The organism is Zoogloea sp. GW822-FHT05C07 (assembly GCF_058800215.1).
Genome location: NZ_CM179510.1, coordinates 2,817,743 through 2,839,161 on the forward strand (window position 1 = coordinate 2,817,743; position 21,419 = coordinate 2,839,161).

Annotated in this window: 15 protein-coding genes; 12 read left to right on the top strand and 3 right to left on the bottom strand. The window is 65.4% G+C overall.

What is annotated here, in order from left to right:
• Window positions 1–13: 13 nt before the first annotated feature.
• The 8 genes from AC3QL2_RS13265 (at window position 14) to AC3QL2_RS13300 (ending at window position 13,216) form a co-directional block, all read left to right on the top strand.
• Window positions 14–2,191, top strand: coding sequence for a chemotaxis protein CheA (locus tag AC3QL2_RS13265; RefSeq protein ID WP_493230864.1), 2,178 nt, complete (start codon window positions 14–16; stop codon window positions 2,189–2,191).
• A 27-nt stretch (window positions 2,192–2,218) separates the two neighbouring features.
• Window positions 2,219–5,494 (top strand): methyl-accepting chemotaxis protein, encoded by a 3,276-nt coding sequence (locus AC3QL2_RS13270; protein ID WP_493230865.1) that lies wholly within the window; start codon window positions 2,219–2,221, stop codon window positions 5,492–5,494.
• Between the two features lie 20 nt (window positions 5,495–5,514).
• Window positions 5,515–6,093, top strand: a complete 579-nt coding sequence (locus AC3QL2_RS13275) for a chemotaxis protein CheW (protein ID WP_493230866.1) — start codon at window positions 5,515–5,517, stop codon at window positions 6,091–6,093.
• A 19-nt stretch (window positions 6,094–6,112) separates the two neighbouring features.
• Window positions 6,113–6,703 carry a chemotaxis protein CheD gene (locus AC3QL2_RS13280; RefSeq protein ID WP_493230867.1) on the top strand — a complete coding sequence of 197 codons (591 nt, stop codon included), beginning with the start codon at window positions 6,113–6,115 and terminating at the stop codon, window positions 6,701–6,703.
• Window positions 6,704–6,744: 41 nt separating this feature from the next.
• Window positions 6,745–7,551, top strand: a complete 807-nt coding sequence (locus AC3QL2_RS13285; protein WP_493230868.1) for a CheR family methyltransferase — start codon at window positions 6,745–6,747, stop codon at window positions 7,549–7,551.
• Window positions 7,548–8,051: a chemotaxis protein CheD gene (locus AC3QL2_RS13290; protein ID WP_493230869.1), complete on the top strand. Its 504-nt coding sequence runs from the start codon at window positions 7,548–7,550 to the stop codon at window positions 8,049–8,051. Before AC3QL2_RS13285 ends, AC3QL2_RS13290 begins: the two co-directional genes overlap by 4 nt.
• Window positions 8,048–9,142 (top strand): protein-glutamate methylesterase/protein-glutamine glutaminase, encoded by a 1,095-nt coding sequence (locus AC3QL2_RS13295; RefSeq protein WP_493230870.1) that lies wholly within the window; start codon window positions 8,048–8,050, stop codon window positions 9,140–9,142. Before AC3QL2_RS13290 ends, AC3QL2_RS13295 begins: the two co-directional genes overlap by 4 nt.
• A gap of 138 nt (window positions 9,143–9,280) precedes the next feature.
• Window positions 9,281–13,216, top strand: coding sequence for a PAS domain S-box protein (locus AC3QL2_RS13300; protein WP_493230871.1), 3,936 nt, complete (start codon window positions 9,281–9,283; stop codon window positions 13,214–13,216).
• 108 nt (window positions 13,217–13,324) lie between these two features.
• Here AC3QL2_RS13300 and htpX read toward each other — a convergent pair whose 3' ends face one another.
• From htpX to def, 3 genes are all read right to left on the bottom strand, one after another.
• Entirely contained in the window at window positions 13,325–14,176 is an 852-nt protein-coding gene (gene htpX / locus AC3QL2_RS13305; protein ID WP_493230872.1) for a zinc metalloprotease HtpX, read from the bottom strand.
• A 171-nt stretch (window positions 14,177–14,347) separates the two neighbouring features.
• Window positions 14,348–15,268 carry a methionyl-tRNA formyltransferase gene (gene fmt / locus AC3QL2_RS13310; protein ID WP_493230873.1) on the bottom strand — a complete coding sequence of 307 codons (921 nt, stop codon included), beginning with the start codon at window positions 15,266–15,268 and terminating at the stop codon, window positions 14,348–14,350.
• A complete protein-coding gene (gene def / locus AC3QL2_RS13315; protein WP_493230874.1) occupies window positions 15,268–15,771 on the bottom strand; it encodes a peptide deformylase in 504 nt (167 codons plus the stop codon). Before def ends, fmt begins: the two co-directional genes overlap by 1 nt.
• A 143-nt stretch (window positions 15,772–15,914) precedes the next feature.
• Between def and AC3QL2_RS13320 the strand changes: the two genes are divergently transcribed.
• The 4 genes from AC3QL2_RS13320 to AC3QL2_RS13335 all read left to right on the top strand — a co-directional run bounded on the left by AC3QL2_RS13320 (window position 15,915) and on the right by AC3QL2_RS13335 (window position 21,299).
• Window positions 15,915–17,012, top strand: a complete 1,098-nt coding sequence (locus tag AC3QL2_RS13320; protein ID WP_493230875.1) for a LysM peptidoglycan-binding domain-containing protein — start codon at window positions 15,915–15,917, stop codon at window positions 17,010–17,012.
• 10 nt (window positions 17,013–17,022) lie between these two features.
• Window positions 17,023–18,114 carry a DNA-processing protein DprA gene (gene dprA, locus AC3QL2_RS13325; protein WP_493231605.1) on the top strand — a complete coding sequence of 364 codons (1,092 nt, stop codon included), beginning with the start codon at window positions 17,023–17,025 and terminating at the stop codon, window positions 18,112–18,114.
• 29 nt (window positions 18,115–18,143) lie between these two features.
• Window positions 18,144–18,623, top strand: a complete 480-nt coding sequence (locus AC3QL2_RS13330; protein ID WP_493230876.1) for a Smg family protein — start codon at window positions 18,144–18,146, stop codon at window positions 18,621–18,623.
• Between the two features lie 153 nt (window positions 18,624–18,776).
• Entirely contained in the window at window positions 18,777–21,299 is a 2,523-nt protein-coding gene (locus tag AC3QL2_RS13335) for a DNA topoisomerase III (RefSeq protein WP_493230877.1), read from the top strand.
• The last annotated feature ends 120 nt before the right edge of the window (window positions 21,300–21,419 follow it).

Here is a 21,419-nt window from a genome sequence, read left to right on the forward strand (position 1 = left end):
CCCGGCGCTCACCATGGACGAACTCAAGCAAGTCTTTCTGCAGGAAAGCGGTGAGCAGCTCGACGCGCTCGAATCGCTGCTGCTCGAGCTGGAAGCCCACCCCGACGACGAGACCACCCTCAACGGCATCTTCCGGGCGGCCCACACCATCAAGGGCGCGGCCGGGATGGTCGAAGCCGCCGCCGTGGAGTCCTTTGCTCACGTGGTCGAGAATGTGCTCGATCGCCTGCGCAACCACGAAATTGCCGTCACCACCGAACTGGCCGCGCTGATGCTGGTCTGCACCGACCACCTGCGCGTGCTGGTCGCCAGCGAGGCAGGCTCCGCGCAGATGGGGGCCGCCGATATCGAAACCCAGACGGCCAGCCTGCTGGCACGCCTGCGGGCTTTCGGGCCGGGCGGACAGGTGCAGGCCGCACCCAAGGCCACGGAGCCCGGCGTGCAGCGCATTCCGTCCCCGCAGACTGGCCATAACTGCTGGCATATCTCGGTGCGCTTTGGCCCCGACGTGCTGCGCCAGGGTATGGATCCGGAGAACTTCCTGCGTTTCCTCGAGACGGTCGGCAACATCCGCCATGTAGAAACGCTGGCCGATCGGATGCCGCCGGTTGCCGAGATGGATCCGGAGTTGTGCTACCTGGGGTTCGAGATCGCGCTGGAGTCCGCCGCCGACAAGCAGGCCATCGAAGACGTGTTCGCCTTCGTGCGTGACGAATGCCAGCTGTCGATCCTGCCGCCGAACAGCAAGGTGAATGATTATCTCGATCTGATCGACAGCCTGCCGGAAGACAACCTGCGTTTGGGCGAGATCCTGGTGCGCATCGGCGCGCTGACCGCCGATGAGCTGAGCGACGGCTTGCGTGCCCAAGCCGCGGACGACGGCGAAGTGCCGGCGGCCGAACACCACGACAAGCCGATCGGCGAGATCCTGGTGGCCCAGCAGGTCGTGCAGCCCGAGGTAGTCGCCGCGGCGGTGGCCAAGCAGACCCAGGTCAGCGAGAAGAAGGCCCAGGACGCCAAGCTGATCCGCGTGCCGGCCGACAAGCTGGACCACCTGATCAACCTGGTCGGCGAACTGGTGATTGCCGGCGCGGCCACCAGCCTGCTGGCCCACAAGCGCAGCGATGGCGAGTTGATCGAATCCTCGTCACTGCTGACGCGACTGGTGGAAGAGATCCGCGATGCGTCGCTGCAACTGCGCACCGTGCAGATCGGCGAGACCTTCAACCGTTTCCACCGGCTCGTCCGCGATGCCTGCAAGGATCTGGGCAAGGACGTGGAGCTGCTGATTTCCGGCGGCGAGACCGAACTCGACAAATCCATCGTCGAGAAGATCGGCGATCCGCTGATGCACCTGGTGCGCAACTCCCTCGACCACGGCATCGAGGCGCCGGCGGTGCGCGAGGCGGCCGGCAAGAATCCGCGCGGTACGCTGCTGCTCAATGCCTACCACGACGCTGGCAACATCGTCATCGAGGTAGCCGACGACGGCGCCGGCCTCAATCGCGACAAGATCCTGGCCAAGGCCATCGATCGCGGCCTGGTGGAGCCGGATGCCCATCTGTCCGACCGGGAGATCTACGACCTGATCTTCGCGCCCGGCCTGTCTACCGCCGACCAGGTCACCAACCTGTCCGGGCGCGGCGTCGGCATGGACGTGGTGCGCCGCAACCTGCAGGCCCTGCGCGGCACCATCAACGTCAGCAGCCAGTCCGGCCAGGGCACGCGCCTGACGCTGCGGCTGCCGCTGACGCTGGCGATCATCGACGGTTTCCTGGTGGTGTCGGCCAACCGCTCCTACGTGATTCCCCTCGACGCGGTCGTCGAGTGTGTCGAGCGGCCTGAGGCCGAGCACGATCGCAACTATTTCAACCTGCGTGGCCAGGTGCTGCCGTCGGTGTGCCTGCGGGAGAGCTTCGGCCTGCCCGGCGAGCGCCCGGCGCGGGAGAGCGTGGTGGTCGTGCAATACGCCGGCCAGCGCGCCGGCATCGTGGTGGACCGTCTGGCCGGCGAACTGCAGGCCGTCATCAAGCCCCTCGGCGCGATCTTCCGCCACCTGCAGGGCATCGGCGGATCGACCATCCTAGGCAGCGGCGAGGTGGCCCTGATCCTCGATATTTCCGCCCTCATCAAGATTTCCGGTCAGGCCGAGCAGCGCATGCTGGCCCGTCCGGAGCAACGTAGTGTCTGACCTTGCTGTCTTACCCGGAGATTCATCATGTTCAATAACCTAAAAATAGGTGTTCGTCTGGGGATCGGCTTCGCCGTCGTCCTGATGTTGCTGGTGGCGATTTCGGCGGTGTCGATCACGCGTATCAACGAGCTCAACGACGGCATCGATGATCTGGCCGAAGGCCGCTTGCCGAAGATCGTGCTGGCCGACGAAATGAAGTTCAACGTGCTGATGATCGGGCGTCAGGTGCGCAACATGATCCTGACGACGGACAAGAACCTGGAAAGGCAGACGCTCGAATCGATCGCCAAGCTGCGCAGCCGCAATAGTGAAATCCTCGAGCAGATGACGCCCTTGGTGAGTACCGAGAAAGGCAAGGCACTGCTGGGCAAGGTGTCTGAGCTGCGGGCGAAGTTCAACCCGGTGACGGACCGGTTGCTGTTGGTAGCGGATACCTCTTCTCCCCAGTACAACCAGGAGAAGGCGGTCCAGATGCTGTTCGGTGAATACAAGGATGCGGCCGACGCCTACAACCAGTCGCTGGCGGACTTTGAGGGCTTTCAGGTCGAGGCTGCGAAGAAGGGGGGGCAGCATGCGGTTGAGCTGGCCCAGTCCTCCCGCTCGCTGGTGCTGACCATCGCCGGCGTTGCACTGGTGTTCGCCGTGCTGATCGCCCTGTGGTTGACCCGCAGCATCACCCGTCCGGTCAATCAGGTCGTCGAGGCGGCCAAGAAGATGGCGGTAGGCGACTTCAACTTCACGCTCAAGAGCGATGCGAAGGACGAGGTCGGCCAGGTCGTGCAGGCGGTCGAGTCGATCCAGCACTCGGTGCAGGCGATGGCTGCCGATGCCGAGCGCCTGTCCAAGGCTGCTGTCGAAGGCCGTCTGGCCACGCGTGCCGATGCCAGCAAGCATCAGGGTGATTTCCGCAAGATTGTCGAAGGGGTGAATGAAACCCTCGATTCCGTCATCAACCCGCTGAACGTGGCGGCCAACTACGTGGATCGCATCTCGAAGGGCGATATCCCGACCAAGATCACCGACAACTACAACGGTGACTTTAATACCATCAAGAACAACCTCAACACCTGCATCGACAGCCTCAACGGCCTGATCGCGCAGATGAATCACATGTCATCCGAACACGACGCCGGCGACATTGATGTGCGCATCGACGAAAACAAGTTCCAGGGTGCATATTCAGAGATGGCGAAGGGCGTCAATGGGATGGTCTTCGGCCACATTGCGGTCAAGAAGAAGGCCATGGCCTGCGTGAAGGCCTTCGGTGAAGGCAACATGGACGCGCCGCTGGAGCAGTTCCCGGGCAAGAAGAAGTTTATCAACGAGACCATCGAACAGGTTCGTGCCAATATCAAGGCCCTGATCGTCGATGCCAACGCGCTTAGCAAGGCTGCTGTCGAAGGCCGTCTGGCGACCCGTGCCGATGCCAGCAAGCACCAGGGCGATTTCCGCAGGATCGTCGAGGGGGTTAACGACACGCTGGATGCGGTCATCGGACCGCTGAATGTGACGGCTACCTACGTGGATCAGATTGCCAAGGGGGTCATTCCGCCGGTCATCACCGACAACTACAACGGTGATTTCAATCTCATCAAGACCAACCTGAACAACGTGGTGAAGATGATGAGCGATCTGCTGGAGCAGACCGATGTCATCATCAAGGCCGCTGCCGATGGCGAACTCAACAAGCGCGCCAACGCGGCCCTCTTCGTGGGTGGCTGGAACCAGCTGGTGAAGGGTGTGAACGACACCATCACCAACATCGTCAATCCGCTCAACGTGACGGCCGACTATGTGGACAAGGTGGCCAAGGGCGTCATCCCGCCGCTGATCACCACCGAGTACAAGGGTGACTACAACGTCATCAAGAACAACCTGAACAACGTGGTGAAGATGATGAGCGATCTGCTGGAGCAGACCGACATCATCATCAAGGCCGCCGCCGAGGGCGAGCTGAAGAAGCGTGCCAACGCAGCGCTCTTCGTGGGGGGCTGGAACCAGTTGGTGAAGGGCGTGAACGACACCATCACCAACATCGTGAATCCGCTCAATGTCACCGCGGACTACGTGGACCGTATCTCCAAGGGCGATATCCCGCCGAAGATCACCGACCCGTACAGCGGCGACTACAACATCATCAAGAACAACCTCAATACCTGCATCGACGCGGTGAACAAGCTGGTTGGCGATGCCAACATGCTGTCCGCCGCAGCGATTGCCGGGCGCCTGGAAACCCGTGCCGATGGCAGCCAGCACCGGGGCGACTTCCGCAAGATTGTGGATGGCGTGAATGGCACGCTGGATGCCATCGTCGGGCCGATCAACGAAGTGCGCCGCATCATGAGCGCGATCGAGCAGGGCGACCTGACCCAGAACATCACCAACGACTACCAGGGCGATTTCAAGGCACTCAAGGAGGCGGTGAACAACACCGTTGGCAAGCTCTCCGACACCATCACCCAGGTGCGTACTGCCGCGGATGCGCTGACCAACGCGTCCGGCCAGGTCTCGGCGACCGCCCAATCCTTGTCCCAGTCGTCGTCGGAGCAGGCGGCCAGCGTCGAGGAGTCGTCCGCGTCGGTCGAGCAGATGTCGGCCTCGATCAAGCAGAACGCGGAGAACGCTAAGGTCACCGACAACCTGGCCTCGAAGACCGCGGTGGAGGCCACCGAGGGTGGCGACGCGGTGAAGAACACCGTCGATGCGATGAAGAAGATTGCCCAGAAGATCGGCATCATCGACGACATCGCCTACCAGACCAACTTGTTGGCCCTCAACGCCGCCATCGAGGCGGCCCGTGCCGGCGAGCATGGCAAGGGCTTCGCGGTGGTGGCGGCCGAGGTGCGCAAGCTGGCCGAGCGTTCGCAGGTCGCAGCGCAGGAAATTGGCGGCCTGGCTGGTGATTCCGTTGGCCTGGCCGAGCGCGCCGGTCAGCTACTCGACGAGATCGTGCCGTCGATCCGCAAGACCTCTGACCTGGTGCAGGAGATCGCCTCCGCGTCCCAGGAGCAGTCCTCCGGTGTTGCGCAGATCAACAACGCAATGAACCAGCTCAACCAGGCCACGCAGCAAAACGCGTCGGCGTCCGAAGAACTGGCCGCAACCGCGGAAGAATTGGGCGGCCAGGCTGAGCAGCTGCAGCAACTGATGCAGTTCTTCACCATCGACGAGCGCAATATGGGCCGGATTCTGGCCGCGGCACCGTCGGCGGCGCTGGGCCATTCCCACGTCAGCAAGGCCCGTACGCCGGCCAAGGTGGCGGGCTTCGCGTTCAACGAAGGCGACTTCGAGAAGTTCTGAGCGGCGAAAGGAGCCAGAGCATGAGCACGCTGCCCACACCGGCGGGGGCCACTGCCGTTGCCGGGGCCAAGGCCCCAGCGGTCGTCGACACCAGCCCGGCCCAGTACCTGACCTTCCTGCTCGGCGGCGAGATGTTTGCCGTCGGCATCCTGAACATCAAGGAGATCATTGAGTACGGGACGGTCACCGAGATTCCGATGGTGCCACCCTTCATCCGCGGGGTCATCAACCTGCGCGGTGCGGTGGTGCCGGTGATCGACCTGGCCAGCCGCTTTGGCGGCAAGCGTTCCGAGATCTCGCGACGGACCTGCATCGTCATCATCGAACTCACCGAGAACGACGAGCGCCAGGATGTCGGCGTGGTGGTGGACGCGGTGTCCGAAGTGCTGGAGATTCCGGCTTCGGAGATCGAGCCGCCGCCGTCCTTTGGGGCCAAGATCCGCGCTGACTTCATCAAGGGGATGGGCAAGGTGAATGGCAAGTTCGTCATCATCCTGGAGGTCGAGAAAGTCCTCTCGGTCGATGAGATTGCCACGCTGGCCCGCGTCGCTTCGGATGGTGGAACGGCCGACCTGTCGGGAGGCACGCCGTCGGCTTGAGTGCTGCGGGGTGAGGACGATGGATTACGCCAGTCTGCCGGCGCGGGAGATCGAGCGCCTGGCCCGCAACGTGGCGCCCGGCGCTTGGGCGGTGGAGCGGGAGCGGCCGCTGGCCACGTTGCTGGGTTCCTGCGTGGCGGTGTGCCTGTTCGATCCGCAGACGCGGATCGGCGGTATCAACCATTTCATGCTGCCCAACCTGCAGCGCAGCGCCCATGGCGAGGTGGATGCGCTGCTGGCGGGCGACTATGCGATGGAGGCCCTGCTCAATGCGCTGCTGGCCCAGGGGGCCCGCAAACCGCGGTTGCAGGCCAAGGCTTTCGGGGGTGGTACCATCATCGAAACCTCCGGACAGTCCCTCGCCATCGGTCAGCGTAATGCGCGTTTTGCCCGCGACTGGCTGAAGCGGGAAGGCATTCCGCTGCTGGCGTCGGATTTTCTCGGCCCCTGGTCGCGCAAGCTGCTGTTCCTGCCCGGCAACGGGGACGCCTGGTGCAAGCGCATCGTCACGTCCCACGCCACGGCGGAGGTGATTGCCCGCGAGGAGCAGGCTTATGCGGCCACACTGAACAGGCCCGCCGAGCCGGACAACAACGTCGAACTGTTTTGAGGATCACCATGGAACGGGTTCGCCCCCCTGTCGGGAGCCCCATGGGTTCCGCCATCACCAACGAGGAATTCGCGCTGTTTCAGCGGCTGATCTACAAGATCGCCGGCATCAGCCTGTCCGACGCGAAGAAGGTGCTGCTGGTCGGCCGCTTGACCAAGCGCCTGAAGCACCACAACTTCGACACCTTTTCCCAGTATTACCGCCTGCTCAGTTCTGGCCAGCATCCGGAGGAGTTGCAGGTCATGGTGGATCTGCTGACCACCAACGAAACCTATTTCTTCCGTGAGCCGGGCCACTTCGCCTTCCTGAAGCAGGAGGTGATCCGTGCCCGCCGTTCCGCCGGTACCTTCCGTGTGTGGAGCGCTGCATGCTCCACCGGCGAGGAGGTGTATACGCTTGCGATGCTGCTGGCCGATTCGCTGCCGCAGTCCCCCTGGGAGGTGGTGGGCTCGGACATCAGCACCCAGGTGCTGGCCAAGGCCGCCGCGGCGCATTATCCGCTCGACCGGAACGAGGGTATCCCGCCCGAGTTCCTGACCCGCTACTGCCTCAAAGGCGTGCGCAGCCAGAGCGGGACCTTCCTGATTACACCCGAGCTGAAGCGCCGCACGCGCTTCCGGCAGGTCAATCTGACCTTGCCGGTGTCGGCCGATATCGGTGAGTTCGACGTGATCTTCCTGCGTAACGTGATGATTTATTTCGACATGGACACCAAGCGTAAAGTCGTTGCCAACCTGTTGCCGCGCCTCAAGTCGGGGGGCTATCTGTTCATCGGCCATTCCGAGACGCTCAACGGGATCCAGCAGGGGCTGGAACTGGTGAAGGCGACGATCTATCGCAAACCATGATCGAGTGCGGCGACGATATCCGGGAAGTCTTCCTGCAACCCGGCGGGTTTTTCTTCGGTGGTGGCCGCACGCGCATCTCGACGCTGCTCGGCTCCTGCGTGTCCATAACCCTGTGGCATCCGCTGCGCCTGATCGGTGGCATGTGTCATTACATGCTGCCGAGCCGTGGGCGGATGGGCGGGCAGGCGCTGGACGGGCGCTATGCGGATGAGGCGCTGGCCCTTTTCGATCGGGAGGTCGAAAAGGCGGGCGGTCGGCCGACGGATTACCAGGTGAAGGTTTTCGGCGGCGGCAACATGCTGAACCGCGACGCGGGCCGCCCGGCGGTCATGGACATCGCCCGTCGCAACGTGGATGCGGCCGATGCGCTGCTGGTTCGGCATGGCTATCGCCCGAGCGCCTCCCATTGCGGCGGGACGGGGCACCGCAAGCTGATCTTCGACCTGTGGACCGGTCACGTGTGGCTGGCTCATCGCCCAATCGACGAGGTGAATCCATGAGATCCCGCCCGATTCGCGTGATGATCGTCGACGACTCGGCGATCGTGCGCCAGGTTGCCAGTGAGGCGATCAACGCCCAGCCCGACATGACCGTGCTGGCCACTGCGGTCGATCCCCTGTTCGCCATCGACAAGATGCGCAAGGAATGGCCCGACGTGGTGGTCCTCGACATCGAGATGCCACGCATGGACGGCCTGACCTTCCTGCGCAAGCTGATGGCGGAGCGGCCGACGCCGGTGGTGATCTGCTCGACGCTGGTGGAGAGCGGCGCCAAGGCCAGCTTCGAGGCGCTGTCGGCGGGGGCGGTTGGCCTGGTGACCAAGCCCAAGGTCGGCCTCAAACAGTTCCTGCAGGACGAGAGCGACAGCCTGGTGGCGGCCGTGCGTGCGGCGGCGAATGCCCGCCTGCATCCGGCCAGGGCCAGGGCCGCGCCAGCTGCGGAGGCGCCGCCGCGCCCGAAGCTGACCCTCGGCGACCTGCCGCGTGGGCCACGCCTGGCGGCCGGTGGCGACCGGACACGCATCGTGGCCATCGGCACGTCCACCGGTGGAACGCTGGCGCTGGAGGCGGTGTTGACCGCGCTGCCGGAAGATGTGCCAGGCATCGTCGTGGTGCAGCACATGCCGGCCGGTTTCACCGAAATGTTTGCCCGTCGCCTCAACGGATTGTGCCGCATCCAGGTGCGTGAGGCGCGCCATGGGGATCGTGTCGAACCCGGGCTGGCGCTGATCGCGCCGGGTGGGCGCCACCTGCAGGTGGCCCGGGATGGCAACGGCTATTTCGTTGGCGTCATGGATGGCCCGCTGATCAACCGGCACAAGCCGTCGGTGGATGTGTTGTTCCGTTCGGTGGCCCGCGTGGCCGGCGGTAATGCGCTGGGGATTATCATGACCGGCATGGGTGACGATGGGGCCTTGGGCCTGAAGGAAATGCGCGATGCGGGTGCGGTAACGATCGCTGAGGCCGAGGAAACCTGTGTTGTCTTCGGCATGCCGAAGGAGGCCATCCTGCGTGGCGCGGTTGGCAGCGTACTGCCTCTGCATGACATAGCTGGCGGTCTGCTGGCCTGGAGCCGCGGAAAGGATGGTTGAGGCGGGTTTCATGTGCCGATCTGCCGCTACGCTTCGTGTTAATGTCGATGTCCTGATTTCGCTGGTCCGACGCGTCCCTTCCGGTTCGGTGTGGGCGCCGGGCAAGCCTTGACCTGCGACCGCAAAGGGCCCTACCCCATGTCTCTGCCGCCGGAGACTTCGTGCTCCCAAGCCGTTTCCTCCGCCGTCCTCACTCCGGCTCCGGTCGGCGGCGGCACACGTCCGGGCCCGCTGCTCGACGCCCTGGTCCGGACCCTGCCGGACCTGGTCTGGCTGAAGGATCCCGCGGGCGTCTACCTGGCCTGCAACCCGCGCTTCGAGTTGTTCTTCGGCGCTCGCGAGGCCGATATCGTCGGGCGCACCGATTATGATTTCGTCCCGCTGAAACTGGCCGATACCTTCCGCCGGAACGATCTGGCCGCCATGGAGGGGCTTGCGCCGCTGCGCAACGAGGAACTCGTCACGTTTGCATCGGATGGTCATCAGGAAATTCTCGAGACCATCAAGACCCCGATGTACGACGCGGATGGGAAGCTGATCGGCGTGCTTGGGGTGGCCCGCGACATTACTGCGGGCAAGCGCGTCGAGGCCGGGTTGAGGCGTGCGAATCGTGCGTTGGCGACGGTCGGCGAATGCAACCAGGCGGTCGCGCGCGCCAGCGACGAGAACACCCTTCTGCAGGACATCTGCCGCCTGATGGTGGATTTCGGTGGCTACCGGATGGCTTGGGTCGGTTATCCCGAACATGACATTCAACGGCGGGTCCGGCCGGTGGCGGAGTCCGGTTGCATCGATGGCTACCTGGATTCTGTGGTCGTGTCATGGCGTGACGGCGCGGACGGCGTCGGGCCCACAGGCACGGCCATTCGTGAACGACGGCCGCAGGTGTGCCGCGACATCCTCAGCGATGCACGCTTCGAACCCTGGCGGGAGGCTGCCGTGCGTAACGGCTACGCGTCTTCCTGCGCGTTGCCGCTGCTGGATGCTGACGGCCATTGCTTCGGGGCGCTGAGCGTTTATTCCAGCGAGGCTGATGCTTTTGACGACGAAGAAATGTGCCTCTTGTCCGATCTGGGCGGCGATCTCGCCTTCGGCATCCGGGCGCTGCGCGATAGGTCCGCGCGGGAGGAGGCCCAGCGCCGCCAGTTGATGGCCGAGAGCCAGCTGCGCCACCTGGTTGAGGCCAGCCCGACCATTCTGTACGCGATGCGGCGGGAGGCTGACCAATGGGTGCCGGTCATGGTCGGCGACAATATCCAGCGCATCCTCGGCTACACGCCGGAGGAGGTGCTGCAGCCGGGATGGTGGTTGGCCGGCTTGCATCCCGATGATGTCGCGGCCGCGAAGGCTGCCTGGCGCAGCCTGAAGGTCGGGGGGCAACTGGGCCTCGAATACCGCTTCGCCCATCGGGACGGGCGCCATGTGTGGGTGCGCGATGAACTGCGCATGGCGGGTAGCGAGGCCGAGGAGGGTGCGGAGATTGTCGGCTCGTGGACCGATGTCACGGCTCGCAAGCAGGGGGAGATCTCCCTGGCGGCTCAGCACCGTATCCTCGAGATGGTCGCCTCGGGCGCCGCGCTGAATAACACTCTGGAAACCCTGGCCCATGGCGTCGAAGCCCAGTTGCCCGACGTGAGGGTGTCCATCCTGCTGCTGGATGCGGATGGCGTGCACCTGCGGCACGGCGCGGCGCCCAGCCTGCCGGCGGGCTACAACCGTCTTGTCGATGGCCTGGCCATCGGGGAGGGGGTGGGCTCCTGCGGTACGGCAGCATGGCGTCACAGTCCGGTGATCGTCAAGGACATCGCCCACGATCCTCTGTGGCAGAACTACCGGGCGTTGGCCGCGGAGTATGGCCTCGTGGCGTGCTGGTCGATGCCGATCTTCAGCCGGGAAGGGGCGGTGCTCGGTACTTTTGCGCTCTATCCGCAGAGCGTCTCGGGGCCGGCGGAAAGCCATCTCCAGCAGGTGGTGATGGCCACCGACCTGGCAGCGATCGCCATCGCGCGCCACCGGGAAGAGTCCGCCCTGAGGGAAAGCGAGGCCCGCTTCCGCCAGTTGTTCGAGGTGGCACCGCTGCCGCTCAGTCTCGTCAATGGCGAGGGGCGGATCGTCGGTATCAATCGCTGCTTCATCGAGAGCTTCGGCTACACCCGTCAGGAGATCCCCGATGCGGATACCTGGTGGCAGCTGGCCTATCCCGACCCGGACTACCGGGCCTGGGCACGGAACGTCTGGCTGGAGGCCATCGACCAGGCCCGCGCCGCCGGCCGCCCGGTCGAGCCCCGGGAGTTCCGCATCACCTGCAAGTCCGGGGAGTTACGGACCTTGCTGGTGGCGGGGGCTGATGTGGGCGATTTCTTCATGGCATCCTTTTTCAACATCACCGAGCTGCGCGAGCGGGACGCCCAGCTTGCCGTCTATCACCATCACCTCGAGGACCTGGTCGCCGAGCGTACCGCGCAACTGGCCGAGGCGCGCCAGCGTGCTGAATCCGCCAGCCAGGCGAAAAGCGCGTTTCTGGCCAACATGAGCCATGAGATCCGCACGCCGATGAATGCCATCCTCGGCCTGGCCCGCCTGCTCGAACGCAGTCCCCTTGACGCTGCCCAGCGCGACCGCCTGCTCAAGATCCGCCATGCCGGTGCGCACCTGCTGTCGATCATCAACGACATCCTCGATATCTCGAAGATCGAGGCCGGCAAGCTGCAGCTGGAAGCGATCGACTTTTCGCCGGAGGCCCTCTTCAACCAGGCCCACTCGCTGATCCATGAGCGCCTGGCCGCCAAGCACCTGAGCTTCCGTTCCGACACCGACGGCTTGCCGCCGGTACTGCGCGGCGACGTGACGCGCCTGCGCCAGGCCTTGCTCAACTACCTCGGCAACGCGGTCAAATTTACCGAGTTCGGTGGAGTGAGTCTGACGGCCCGCATTGTCGAGGAAGGGGAGCAGGACCTGCTGGTCCGCTTCGAGGTCACCGACAGCGGGATAGGCATCGCCGCCGAGCAGTTGCCGCGACTGTTCCAGTCCTTCGAGCAGGCGGATGCGTCCACGACCCGCAAGTACGGCGGCACCGGCCTCGGCCTGGCCCTGACCCGCCATCTGGCCGCGTTGATGGGCGGCGAGGCCGGGGTCGAAAGCTGCCAGGGGCAGGGCAGCACCTTCTGGTTTACTGCCCGCCTGCAGGCCCGGCCGGGCGTGAGCCTGCCCGTGGTCGGGGGTGACCTGCGCGGCGACATGCCGCCCGAAGGGGGCCCCGCTCTGCAGGGGCTACGCGTCCTGCTGGTCGAGGACAACCTGCTGAACCAGGAAGTGGCGATGGATATGCTTTCCGACCTTGGCATGGTCGTGGACTGCGCCGCGAATGGCCGGGAGGCGGTGGCGTTCGTGCAGAAGGCGTCCTACGACCTGGTGCTGATGGACATGCAGATGCCGGTGATGGATGGTCTGGACGCGACCCGAAGCATTCGGGGGCTGCCCGGAATGGGCGAATTGCCGATCATCGCGATGACTGCCAACGCGTTTGATGAGGACCAGGATGCGTGCCGGGCCGCAGGCATGAACGATTTTCTCGCCAAGCCGGTGGAACCCGAAGACATGCGCCGCATGCTGTTCAAATGGCTTGTGCCGGGCGCGGTGCTGCAGTCGTCGGCGCCCGGGCCCGTTGCCATCGCCGATGAGATCGGCTCCGACGCATGGATTGCCCGCCTGCGGCGCATCGCGGGGCTCGACACCGAGAAGGGGGTGCGCCTGGTGCGGGGCAAGTGGCCTACTTATGGACGCTTGCTTGGAATCTTCGTCAGCAACCAGGGAGACGTGGCTGATCGCCTCAATGCCTGCTTGGCGGCCGGTGACCTGGCCGGCATCGAACATCTGTCCCACACGCTGAAAGGGGCCGCAGGCAACGTAGGGGCGGCCGACGTCTTCGCGCTGGCCGATGGGATCTGCCGCTCCGTGCGCAGCGGGAACATAGATGTGCTGGCGGATCAGCTGACCACGCTCGGGCAGGTGCTGCCGAAACTGATGAGCGCAATTCGCGTGGCCCTGAGTACCGGGATGGATACCCGGTCGTGAGCAAGGTCTTGAAAGTCGCGCCCGCCTGATGGCGGCCAGCGTGGCTGGCCAGCCATGATGAAAAACCCGGCCGTGGCCGGGTTCCGTACGGTGGCAGGTGCAGCAGCTTCAGCGGCGGCCGGCCATCGCGCGCAGGCGGGCGACCCGCTCCTCGGTGGCCGGGTGGGTGCTGAACAGGCCCGCCAGGCCGCGGCCCGATAGCGGGTTCATGATCATCATCTGGCCGGTTTCCGGGTGGGCCTCGGCGGTCGGCATCGGGATGCCGCGGGCGTAGGCGTCGATCTTCATCAGCGCGTCGGCCAGTGCGTGCGGGTCGCTGGCGATTTCGGCGCCGCCGCGGTCGGCCTCGAACTCACGGGCGCGGGAGATCGCCATCTGGATCACGCTGGCGGCCAGCGGGGCGAGCAGGGCTACCGCGATGGAGGCGATCGGGTTGGCCGGCCGACCTTCCGAGTCGCGGCCGCTGAAGAACATCGCGAAGTTGGCGAGCGCCGAGATCGCCCCGGCCATCGTCGCTGAGATCGTCGAGATCAGGATGTCCCGGTGCTTCACGTGGGCCAGCTCGTGGGCCATCACGCCGCGCAGTTCGCGTTGGCTGAGCATCTGCAGGATGCCGGTGGTGGCCGCCACGGCGGCGTTCTCGGGGTTGCGGCCGGTGGCGAAGGCGTTCGGCTGGTCCTCGTGGATGATGTACACGCGCGGCATAGGCAGTTGGGCGCGGCCGGCCAGTTCGCGGACCATGTTGTACAGGTAGGGGGAGCTGGTTTCGTCCACTTCCTGCGCGTTGTACATGCGCAGGACCATCTTGTCGGAGAACCAGTAGGAGAACAGGTTCATCGCGCCGCCGAAGACCAGCGCGAGCACCATCCCCGACTTGCCGCCGATGAGGCCGCCGATCACGCCGAACAGCGCGATGATCGCCGCCATCAGGATGGATGTCTTGAGCCAGTTGCCGAGCATTGGGTGTAACCGTCCTTTCGGATTTGAGTGGGAAACACCGGTTAGATGGGGGAAGCCCCCAAAAATTCAAGAATTTTTAGATGCTTGCGGGAAGGCGGCAGCCAACCGGCATGAGGCGCGAAAAAAAGCCCGCGGGCGGCGCGGGCTTGGGACGGTGCTCGGGAGGCTGGATCAGTCGAAGCGGCTGCCCACGGCGATGGCCGTGCCGCGCACGAAATCGGTTGCGGCCAGGCGCTTGCCGCCGGGCTTCTGCAGCTCGGTGATGCACAGCGCACCCTCGCCGCAGGCGACGATCACGCCGGCCCCTTCGGCCATCAGTACCTCGCCGGGGGCGCCGCTGGCGTCGATGGCGCGGGCGCGCCACAGCTTGATCGGCGTGCCCTGGTAGGTGCCCAGCGCGCCGGGGAAGGGGTTGAAGGCGCGGATCGCGCGTTCGATCTCGGCAGCCGGGCGGGTCCAGTCCACGGTGGCCTCGGCCTTGCCGATCTTGGCTGCGTAGGTGACGCCGTCGGCCGGCTGCGGCGTGGCCGTGAGGCCGTCGGGTAGTGCCCGCAGGGCGTCGACGATCAGGTCGGCGCCGAGGCCGGCCAGGCGGTCGTGCAGGCTGCCGGTGGTGTCGTCGGATTCGATGGGCGTGCTGCGCTTCATCAGCATCGGGCCGGTGTCGAGGCCGGCATCCATCTGCATGATGGTGATGCCGGTTTCCGCGTCGCCGGCCTCGATGGCCCGGTGGATCGGCGCCGCGCCGCGCCAGCGCGGCAGCAGTGAGGCATGGATGTTGAGGCAGCCGTAGCGCGGCAGGTCGAGCACCGCCTGGGGCAGGATGATGCCGTAGGCGGCCACCACCAGCACGTCGACGCCGGCTTCGGCCAGCGGCGCCTGCTGTTCCGGCGTGCGCAGTTTTTCCGGCTGATGGACGGGAATGCTGGCGGCGACGGCGACCTGCTTGACCGGGCTGGGCTGCAGTTGCATGCCGCGCCCGGCGGGGCGGTCCGGCTGGGTCAGGACCAGGGGGACCTCGAAGCCGGCGGAGAGGATGGCCTGCAGCGCGGCGGCGGCGAATTCGGGGGTTCCGGCGAAGGCGACTTTCATCAGGCGGTGATCCGGGCTTTCTTGGCCAGCTTGCCCTTGATGCGGGTCTGCTTGAGCTGGGACAGGTATTCGACGAAGACCTTGCCTTCCAGGTGGTCCAGCTCGTGCTGGATGCACACCGCGAGCAGGCCGTCGGCCTCCATTTCGAAGCTCTCGCCCTTCTGGTTGAGGGCGCGCACCTTGACCCGCTCGGCGCGGACGACCTTGTCGTAGATGCCGGGCACGGACAGGCAGCCTTCCTCGCCCAGATGCTCGCCGGAGCGCTCGAGGATTTCCGGGTTGATCAGCGCTAGCAGCTCGGACTTGTCCTCGGAAACGTCGATGACGACGACCCGCTTATGGACGTCCACCTGCGTGGCGGCCAGGCCGATGCCGGGGGCCTCGTACATGGTTTCGGCCATGTTGGCGATGAGCCGGCGGATTTCGTCGGTCACCTCGCGTACCGGGGTGGCACGGGTGTGCAGACGAGGATCGGGATAACGGAGAATGGGTAGCAGGGCCATAAATATTGCCGGATGAAGACTTTACGTGCAGAATTTTGAGCCAAATCTACGATGCTCGCATCTTGCAAGGCGGGTATCGGCTCCGCAACACAGGCAACCCTTTGCCGGGTGATGCCTGTTCGCCGAAAGCGAGTGCTCTTCCGATGATTCGCATTATATCCGCCCTCCTGATCGGCGTCGCCGCCCTGGTACCTGTCGGTGCCGGTGCCGCAAGCCCTGTACGCCTGGCCGACGACGCGCCAGATAGCCATGTCGTGGTTCCCGGTGACACCCTGTGGGGCATCTCCGGCATGTTCCTCAAAGAGCCCTGGCGCTGGCCCGAGGTGTGGCGCCTCAACCGCGAGCAGATCCGCAATCCGCACCTGATCTATCCTGGCCAGATCATCGTGCTCGACCGTAACGGCCCGACGCTCAAGCTTGGCCAGCGCGTCGGCAGCCCGCCCGATCGCCCTCTTTACGAGAAGCGGTTCCCGCAGGTGTATTCCACGCCCGACAAGGCGGCGATCCAGAGCATCCCGCTGCGCGTGATCGCGCCTTTCCTGACCGAGCCGCTGGTGGTGTCCGACCGGGAAGACACTACCGCCGGCATCCTCGTCGCGACCCAGGAAGGGCGCGTGTTCACCAGTGCCGGCGACACCATCTTTGCGACGCGCATCACGCCGGACACCAAAACCTGGAATGTGTACCGCAAGGCCAAGCCGCTGAAGGATCCGGTGAGCGGCGAGATCCTCGGCTACGAAGCCGTGCATCTCGGCGTTGCGGAGGTGAATGCAGATCCGGTTGCCGATCAGCAGGCTGCTGCCGAGAGCAAGCCGGGGACCGTGGTGCCCACCAGCCTGGTGGTGCTGACTGCCAAGCAGGAAATCGGCAAGGGCGACCGGCTGCTGCCGGCGGGCCGCCCCGAATTGCCCAGCTACGTGCCCCATGCGCCGGACGAGGATCTCTCCGGGCGCGTCGTTTCGATCTACAACGGGGTGAACGAGACCGGTCGCTACAATGTGGTGTCCCTCAGTCTCGGCAAACGCAACGGTATCGAGGTCGGCCATGTCCTGGCGCTGCACCGGAACCGGGGTGAGACGGTCTACAGGGAGGACAACGTCGGCCCTGCCCAGCGTTTCCGCCTGCCTGAGCAGCGTTACGGGCTGGTTTTCGTGTTCCGGGTCTTCGACCGCCTCTCCTACGCGCTGGTGATGGACAGCAAAGGGGCGGTGACGGTGGCCGACAGCGTACGCAAGCCCTGAGCGGCAGACCATCTTGCCGGCCGCCCATCCTCTTTCCGGTTGGCTGCGGCTGACCCTCACGCCGGGCCTGGGCCCGGCGAGCCAGCGCCAGTTGCTGGCCGCCTTCGGGCTACCGGAGGCGATCTACTCGGCCACGCACACCGCGCTGGCGGCAGTCGTCGGCGACGCCGCGGCCAGATTGCTCCTCGAACACGCTGCAGCGGAGGCGGTGGACGCCGGTCTGGCCTGGCAGGACGGACCCGGCAACGCCATCGTGACCCTCGGCGATGCGGCCTACCCGGCCGCACTGCTCGAAATCCCCGATCCTCCCGTACTGCTCTACGTAAAGGGTGACGTCGACCTGCTGGGCCGCCCCTCCATCGCCGTGGTGGGCGCGCGTAACGCGACGCCGCAGGGGGAGGCCAACGCGGAGGCGTTTTCCGCCGCGCTGTCGTCCGCCGGCCTGGGCATCGTCAGCGGCCTGGCTCTCGGCATCGATGCGGCAGCGCACCGGGGTGGCCTTGCCGGGGCTGGGCGCACGGTGGCGGTGATTGGCACCGGGGCCGACCGTATCTACCCGGCCCGCAATGCGGCGCTGGCCCGGCGCATCGCCGAAGCCGGCGCCATCGTCAGTGAATTTCCCCTTGGCAGCGGCCCGCTGGCCCATCATTTTCCGCGCCGCAACAGGCTGATCGCCGGTCTGTCCCGTGGGGTACTGGTGGTCGAGGCGGCGGTCAAGAGCGGTTCTCTGATCACCGCACGCCTGGCCGGCGACTGTGGACGCGAGGTCTTCGCGATCCCCGGCTCGATCCACTCGCCGCTGTCCCGCGGCTGCCATCGCCTGATCCGCGACGGCGCGAAGCTCGTCGAATCTGCCAGTGACATACTCGAGGAGCTGCGCCTGCCGACGCTGGAAGTGGCGCCGCAGCAAGCTCCCGGCCCGATGGAGGGGGCCGGAGACGAAAGCGTCGTGCTTACGGCGCTGGGGCATGATCCGGTGGATATGGAGACTCTTGTGCACCGCACCAGCTTGACGCCGGAAGCGCTCTACGCCATTCTGCTTACGCTGGAACTCGACGGACGGGTCTCCCGCCTGCCCGGAGGGCGCCTCCAGCGCCTTTGAAAAACCACCGGCCTCAGGCCCTACGCGCCATGTTCGATATCCTCGTGTACCTCTTCGAGAACTACGTCCACGCTGACGCATGCCCCGAACCTGCGCAGCTGGCCCGCAAGCTCACGGCCGCCGGTTTCGAGGAAGAAGAAATCACCGACGCCCTGGAATGGTTGTCCGGTCTGCGCCAGCTGTCCGACGGTGAGCGCCCGGCCCAGAACGCCCGTGCCGGCTCCCTGCGCGTCTACGCCGACGACGAGCTGGCCCGCCTGGGGGTCGAGTGCCGTGGTTTCCTGCTGTTCCTCGAAAACGCCGGCATCCTTGATGCCGAGTGCCGGGAGATCATCATCGAGCGGGCGCTGGCCCTCGACGATCCGGAGATCGAGCTGGAAAACCTCAAGGTCATCGTGCTGATGGTGCTGTGGCAGCAGGACCGCCCGATCAACGGGCTGATCCTCGACGAACTGCTCAACGAAGGGCTCGAGGACGAAGACGAGCCGGCTGCATTCCCGGTGCATTGAGCGGCCAGGCGGCTTGCACGCCTGGTGCAGGCTTCCGTATGATGCGCCGCTCTCCCAATAACCCGAATCAGGCGCCATGTTGCGCAATACAGGCGTGAGCCGGCCGGACGCCCGCTGGGCGAGAACCGGAGTGCGCAGCACGAAGGTACTCCAATGAGCAAGCAGCTGATCATCGCGGAAAAGCCCTCGGTCGCGGCAGACATCGCCCGCTCCCTGGGTGGTTTCACCAAGGAAAAAGACTATTTCGAGTCGGAGCACTATGTGCTCTCCTCGGCGGTCGGCCATCTGCTGGAGCTCACCGTTCCCGCCGAATTCGAAGTCAAGCGCGGCAAGTGGTCTTTCGCGCACCTGCCGGTCATTCCGCCCCATTTCGCCCTCAACCCGATCGAGAAGACCGAGGACCGACTCAAGCTGCTGACCCGTCTGATCAAGCGCAAGGACGTCACCGGCCTGATCAACGCCTGTGACGCGGGACGCGAAGGGGAATTGATCTTCAGTTTCATCGTGCAGCATTCGGGCAGCGCCAAGCCGGTGCAGCGCCTGTGGCTGCAGTCGATGACCGCCGGCGCGATCCGTGACGGCTTCGCCCAGCTGCGCGCCGCCGCCGACGTGGAAGGTCTGCGCGAAGCGGCCGTGTGCCGTGCCGAGAGCGACTGGCTGATCGGCATCAACGGCACCCGCGCGATGACCGCCTTCAACTCCAAGACCGGGGGCTTCCACCTGACCACGGTCGGGCGCGTGCAGACCCCGACGCTGGCCATCGTCGTCGAGCGCGAGGAGAAGATCCGCGCCTTCAAGCCCACCGACTACTGGGAGCTGGAGGCCAGCTTCGGCTGCCAGGCCGGTGCCTATGCCGGCCGCTGGTTCGACGAGGGTTTCAAGAAGCCCGAGGAAGGCACGCCACTCGCTGAGCATGCCACCGCCTTCCGTCTGTGGGACAAGGCGAAGGCCGAAGCCATCAAGGCCAAGTGCGAGGGCAAGACCGGCACCGTCGAGGAAGAGTCCAAGCCGACCACCCAGCTGTCGCCGCTGCTGTTTGACCTAACCTCCCTGCAGCGCGAGGCCAACGGCCGTTTCGGCTTCTCGGCGCGGACCACGCTGCAACTGGCCCAGGCCCTCTACGAAAAGCACAAGGTCCTGACCTACCCGCGGACCGATGCCCGCGCGCTGCCGGAGGATTACGTCGGCCAGGTCCAGGGCATCCTCGGCGGCCTGCCGGATGCCTATGCGCCGTTCGCCAACGAGATCGTCAAGCACGGCTGGGCCAAGCCCAACAAGCGCATCTTCAACAACGCCAAGATCTCCGACCACTTCGCAATCATCCCCACCGGCACGGCGCCCAAGAGCCTGTCCGAGGCCGAGGCGAAGATCTACGATCTGGTGACCCGGCGCTTCCTGGCGGTGTTCTACCCCGCCGCTGAGTACCGCGTGACCACCCGTATCACCCGTGTCGAGGGTGAAGCCTTCAAGACCGAGGGCAAGATCCTCGTCAATCCGGGCTGGCTGGCCATCTACGGCAAGGCCGCCGCGGCAGCGAGTGATGAAGAGGGCGGCACGCCGCAGCTGGTGGCCGTCGAACCCGGCGAGAAGGTCAGCACCGACGAGATCCTGGTCAAAGCCCTGGTCACCAAGCCGCCCGCACGCTTCAACGAAGCCACCCTGCTGTCGGCGATGGAAGGTGCTGGCAAGATGGTGGACGACGAGGAGCTGCGCGCCGCGATGGCCGGTCGCGGCCTCGGCACGCCGGCGACCCGCGCGCAGATCATCGAAAACCTGATTGGCGAAACCTACATGCTGCGGGACGGCAAGGAGCTGATCCCGACCGCCAAGGCCTTCTCGCTGATCACGCTGCTGCGCGGCCTGGGCACCAACGAGCTGACCTCGCCGGAACTCACCGGCGAGTGGGAACACAAGCTGGCCCAGATGGAGCGCGGCGCGCTGTCGCGGGCCGAGTTCATGGAGCACATCCAGGCCATGACCCGCGACATCGTCGAGCGCGCCAAGCGCTACGAGTCCGACACTGTGCCCGGCGACTTCGCCACGCTGCAGACGCCTTGCCCCAAGTGCGGCGGCCAGGTGAAGGAGAATTACAAGAAGTTCTCCTGCCAGAGCTGCGACTGGAGCGCCTGGAAGATCGTCGCCGGCCGCCAGTTCGAGATCCAGGAGATCGAGGCCCTGCTGACCACCGGCCGGGTTGGCCCGCTGCTGGGCTTCCGCAACAAGATGGGGCGTTTGTTCAACGCCGAGATCCGTCTCAACGACGACAAGCAGCCCGAATTCGATTTTGGCCAGCCGAAGGAAGACGAAGCCGCCGAGGCGGTGGACTTCTCCGGCCAGGACTCCCTGGGCCAGTGCCCGAAGTGCAGTGCCCAGGTGTATGAGCACGGCCTGTCCTACGTCTGCTGCAAGTCGGTGGGGCCGGACAAATCCTGCGATTTCCGTTCTGGCAAGATCATCCTGCAGCAGCCGATCGAGCGCGATCAGATGCAGAAGCTGCTCGATACCGGGCGGACCGACCTGTTGCGCGGCTTCGTGTCGAGCCGCACCAAGCGCAAGTTCTCCGCCTTCCTGGTGCGCGGTGACGACGGCAAGGTCGGTTTCGAGTTCGAGAAGAAGGAACCCAAGGCTGCGGCCGCCAAGAAGCCGGCCACCCGCAAGAAGGCTGAAGCCGAGTAGGCCGAGCCCGCTTCGGAAAAAAGCCCGCCAGAGCATGGCGGGCTTTTTTATGCCGAAGGGGCGGGACTCGGAGCTTGCCGATGGGCTCGTACCCGTCGGCTTCCCCAGTGCTCTCCCTGT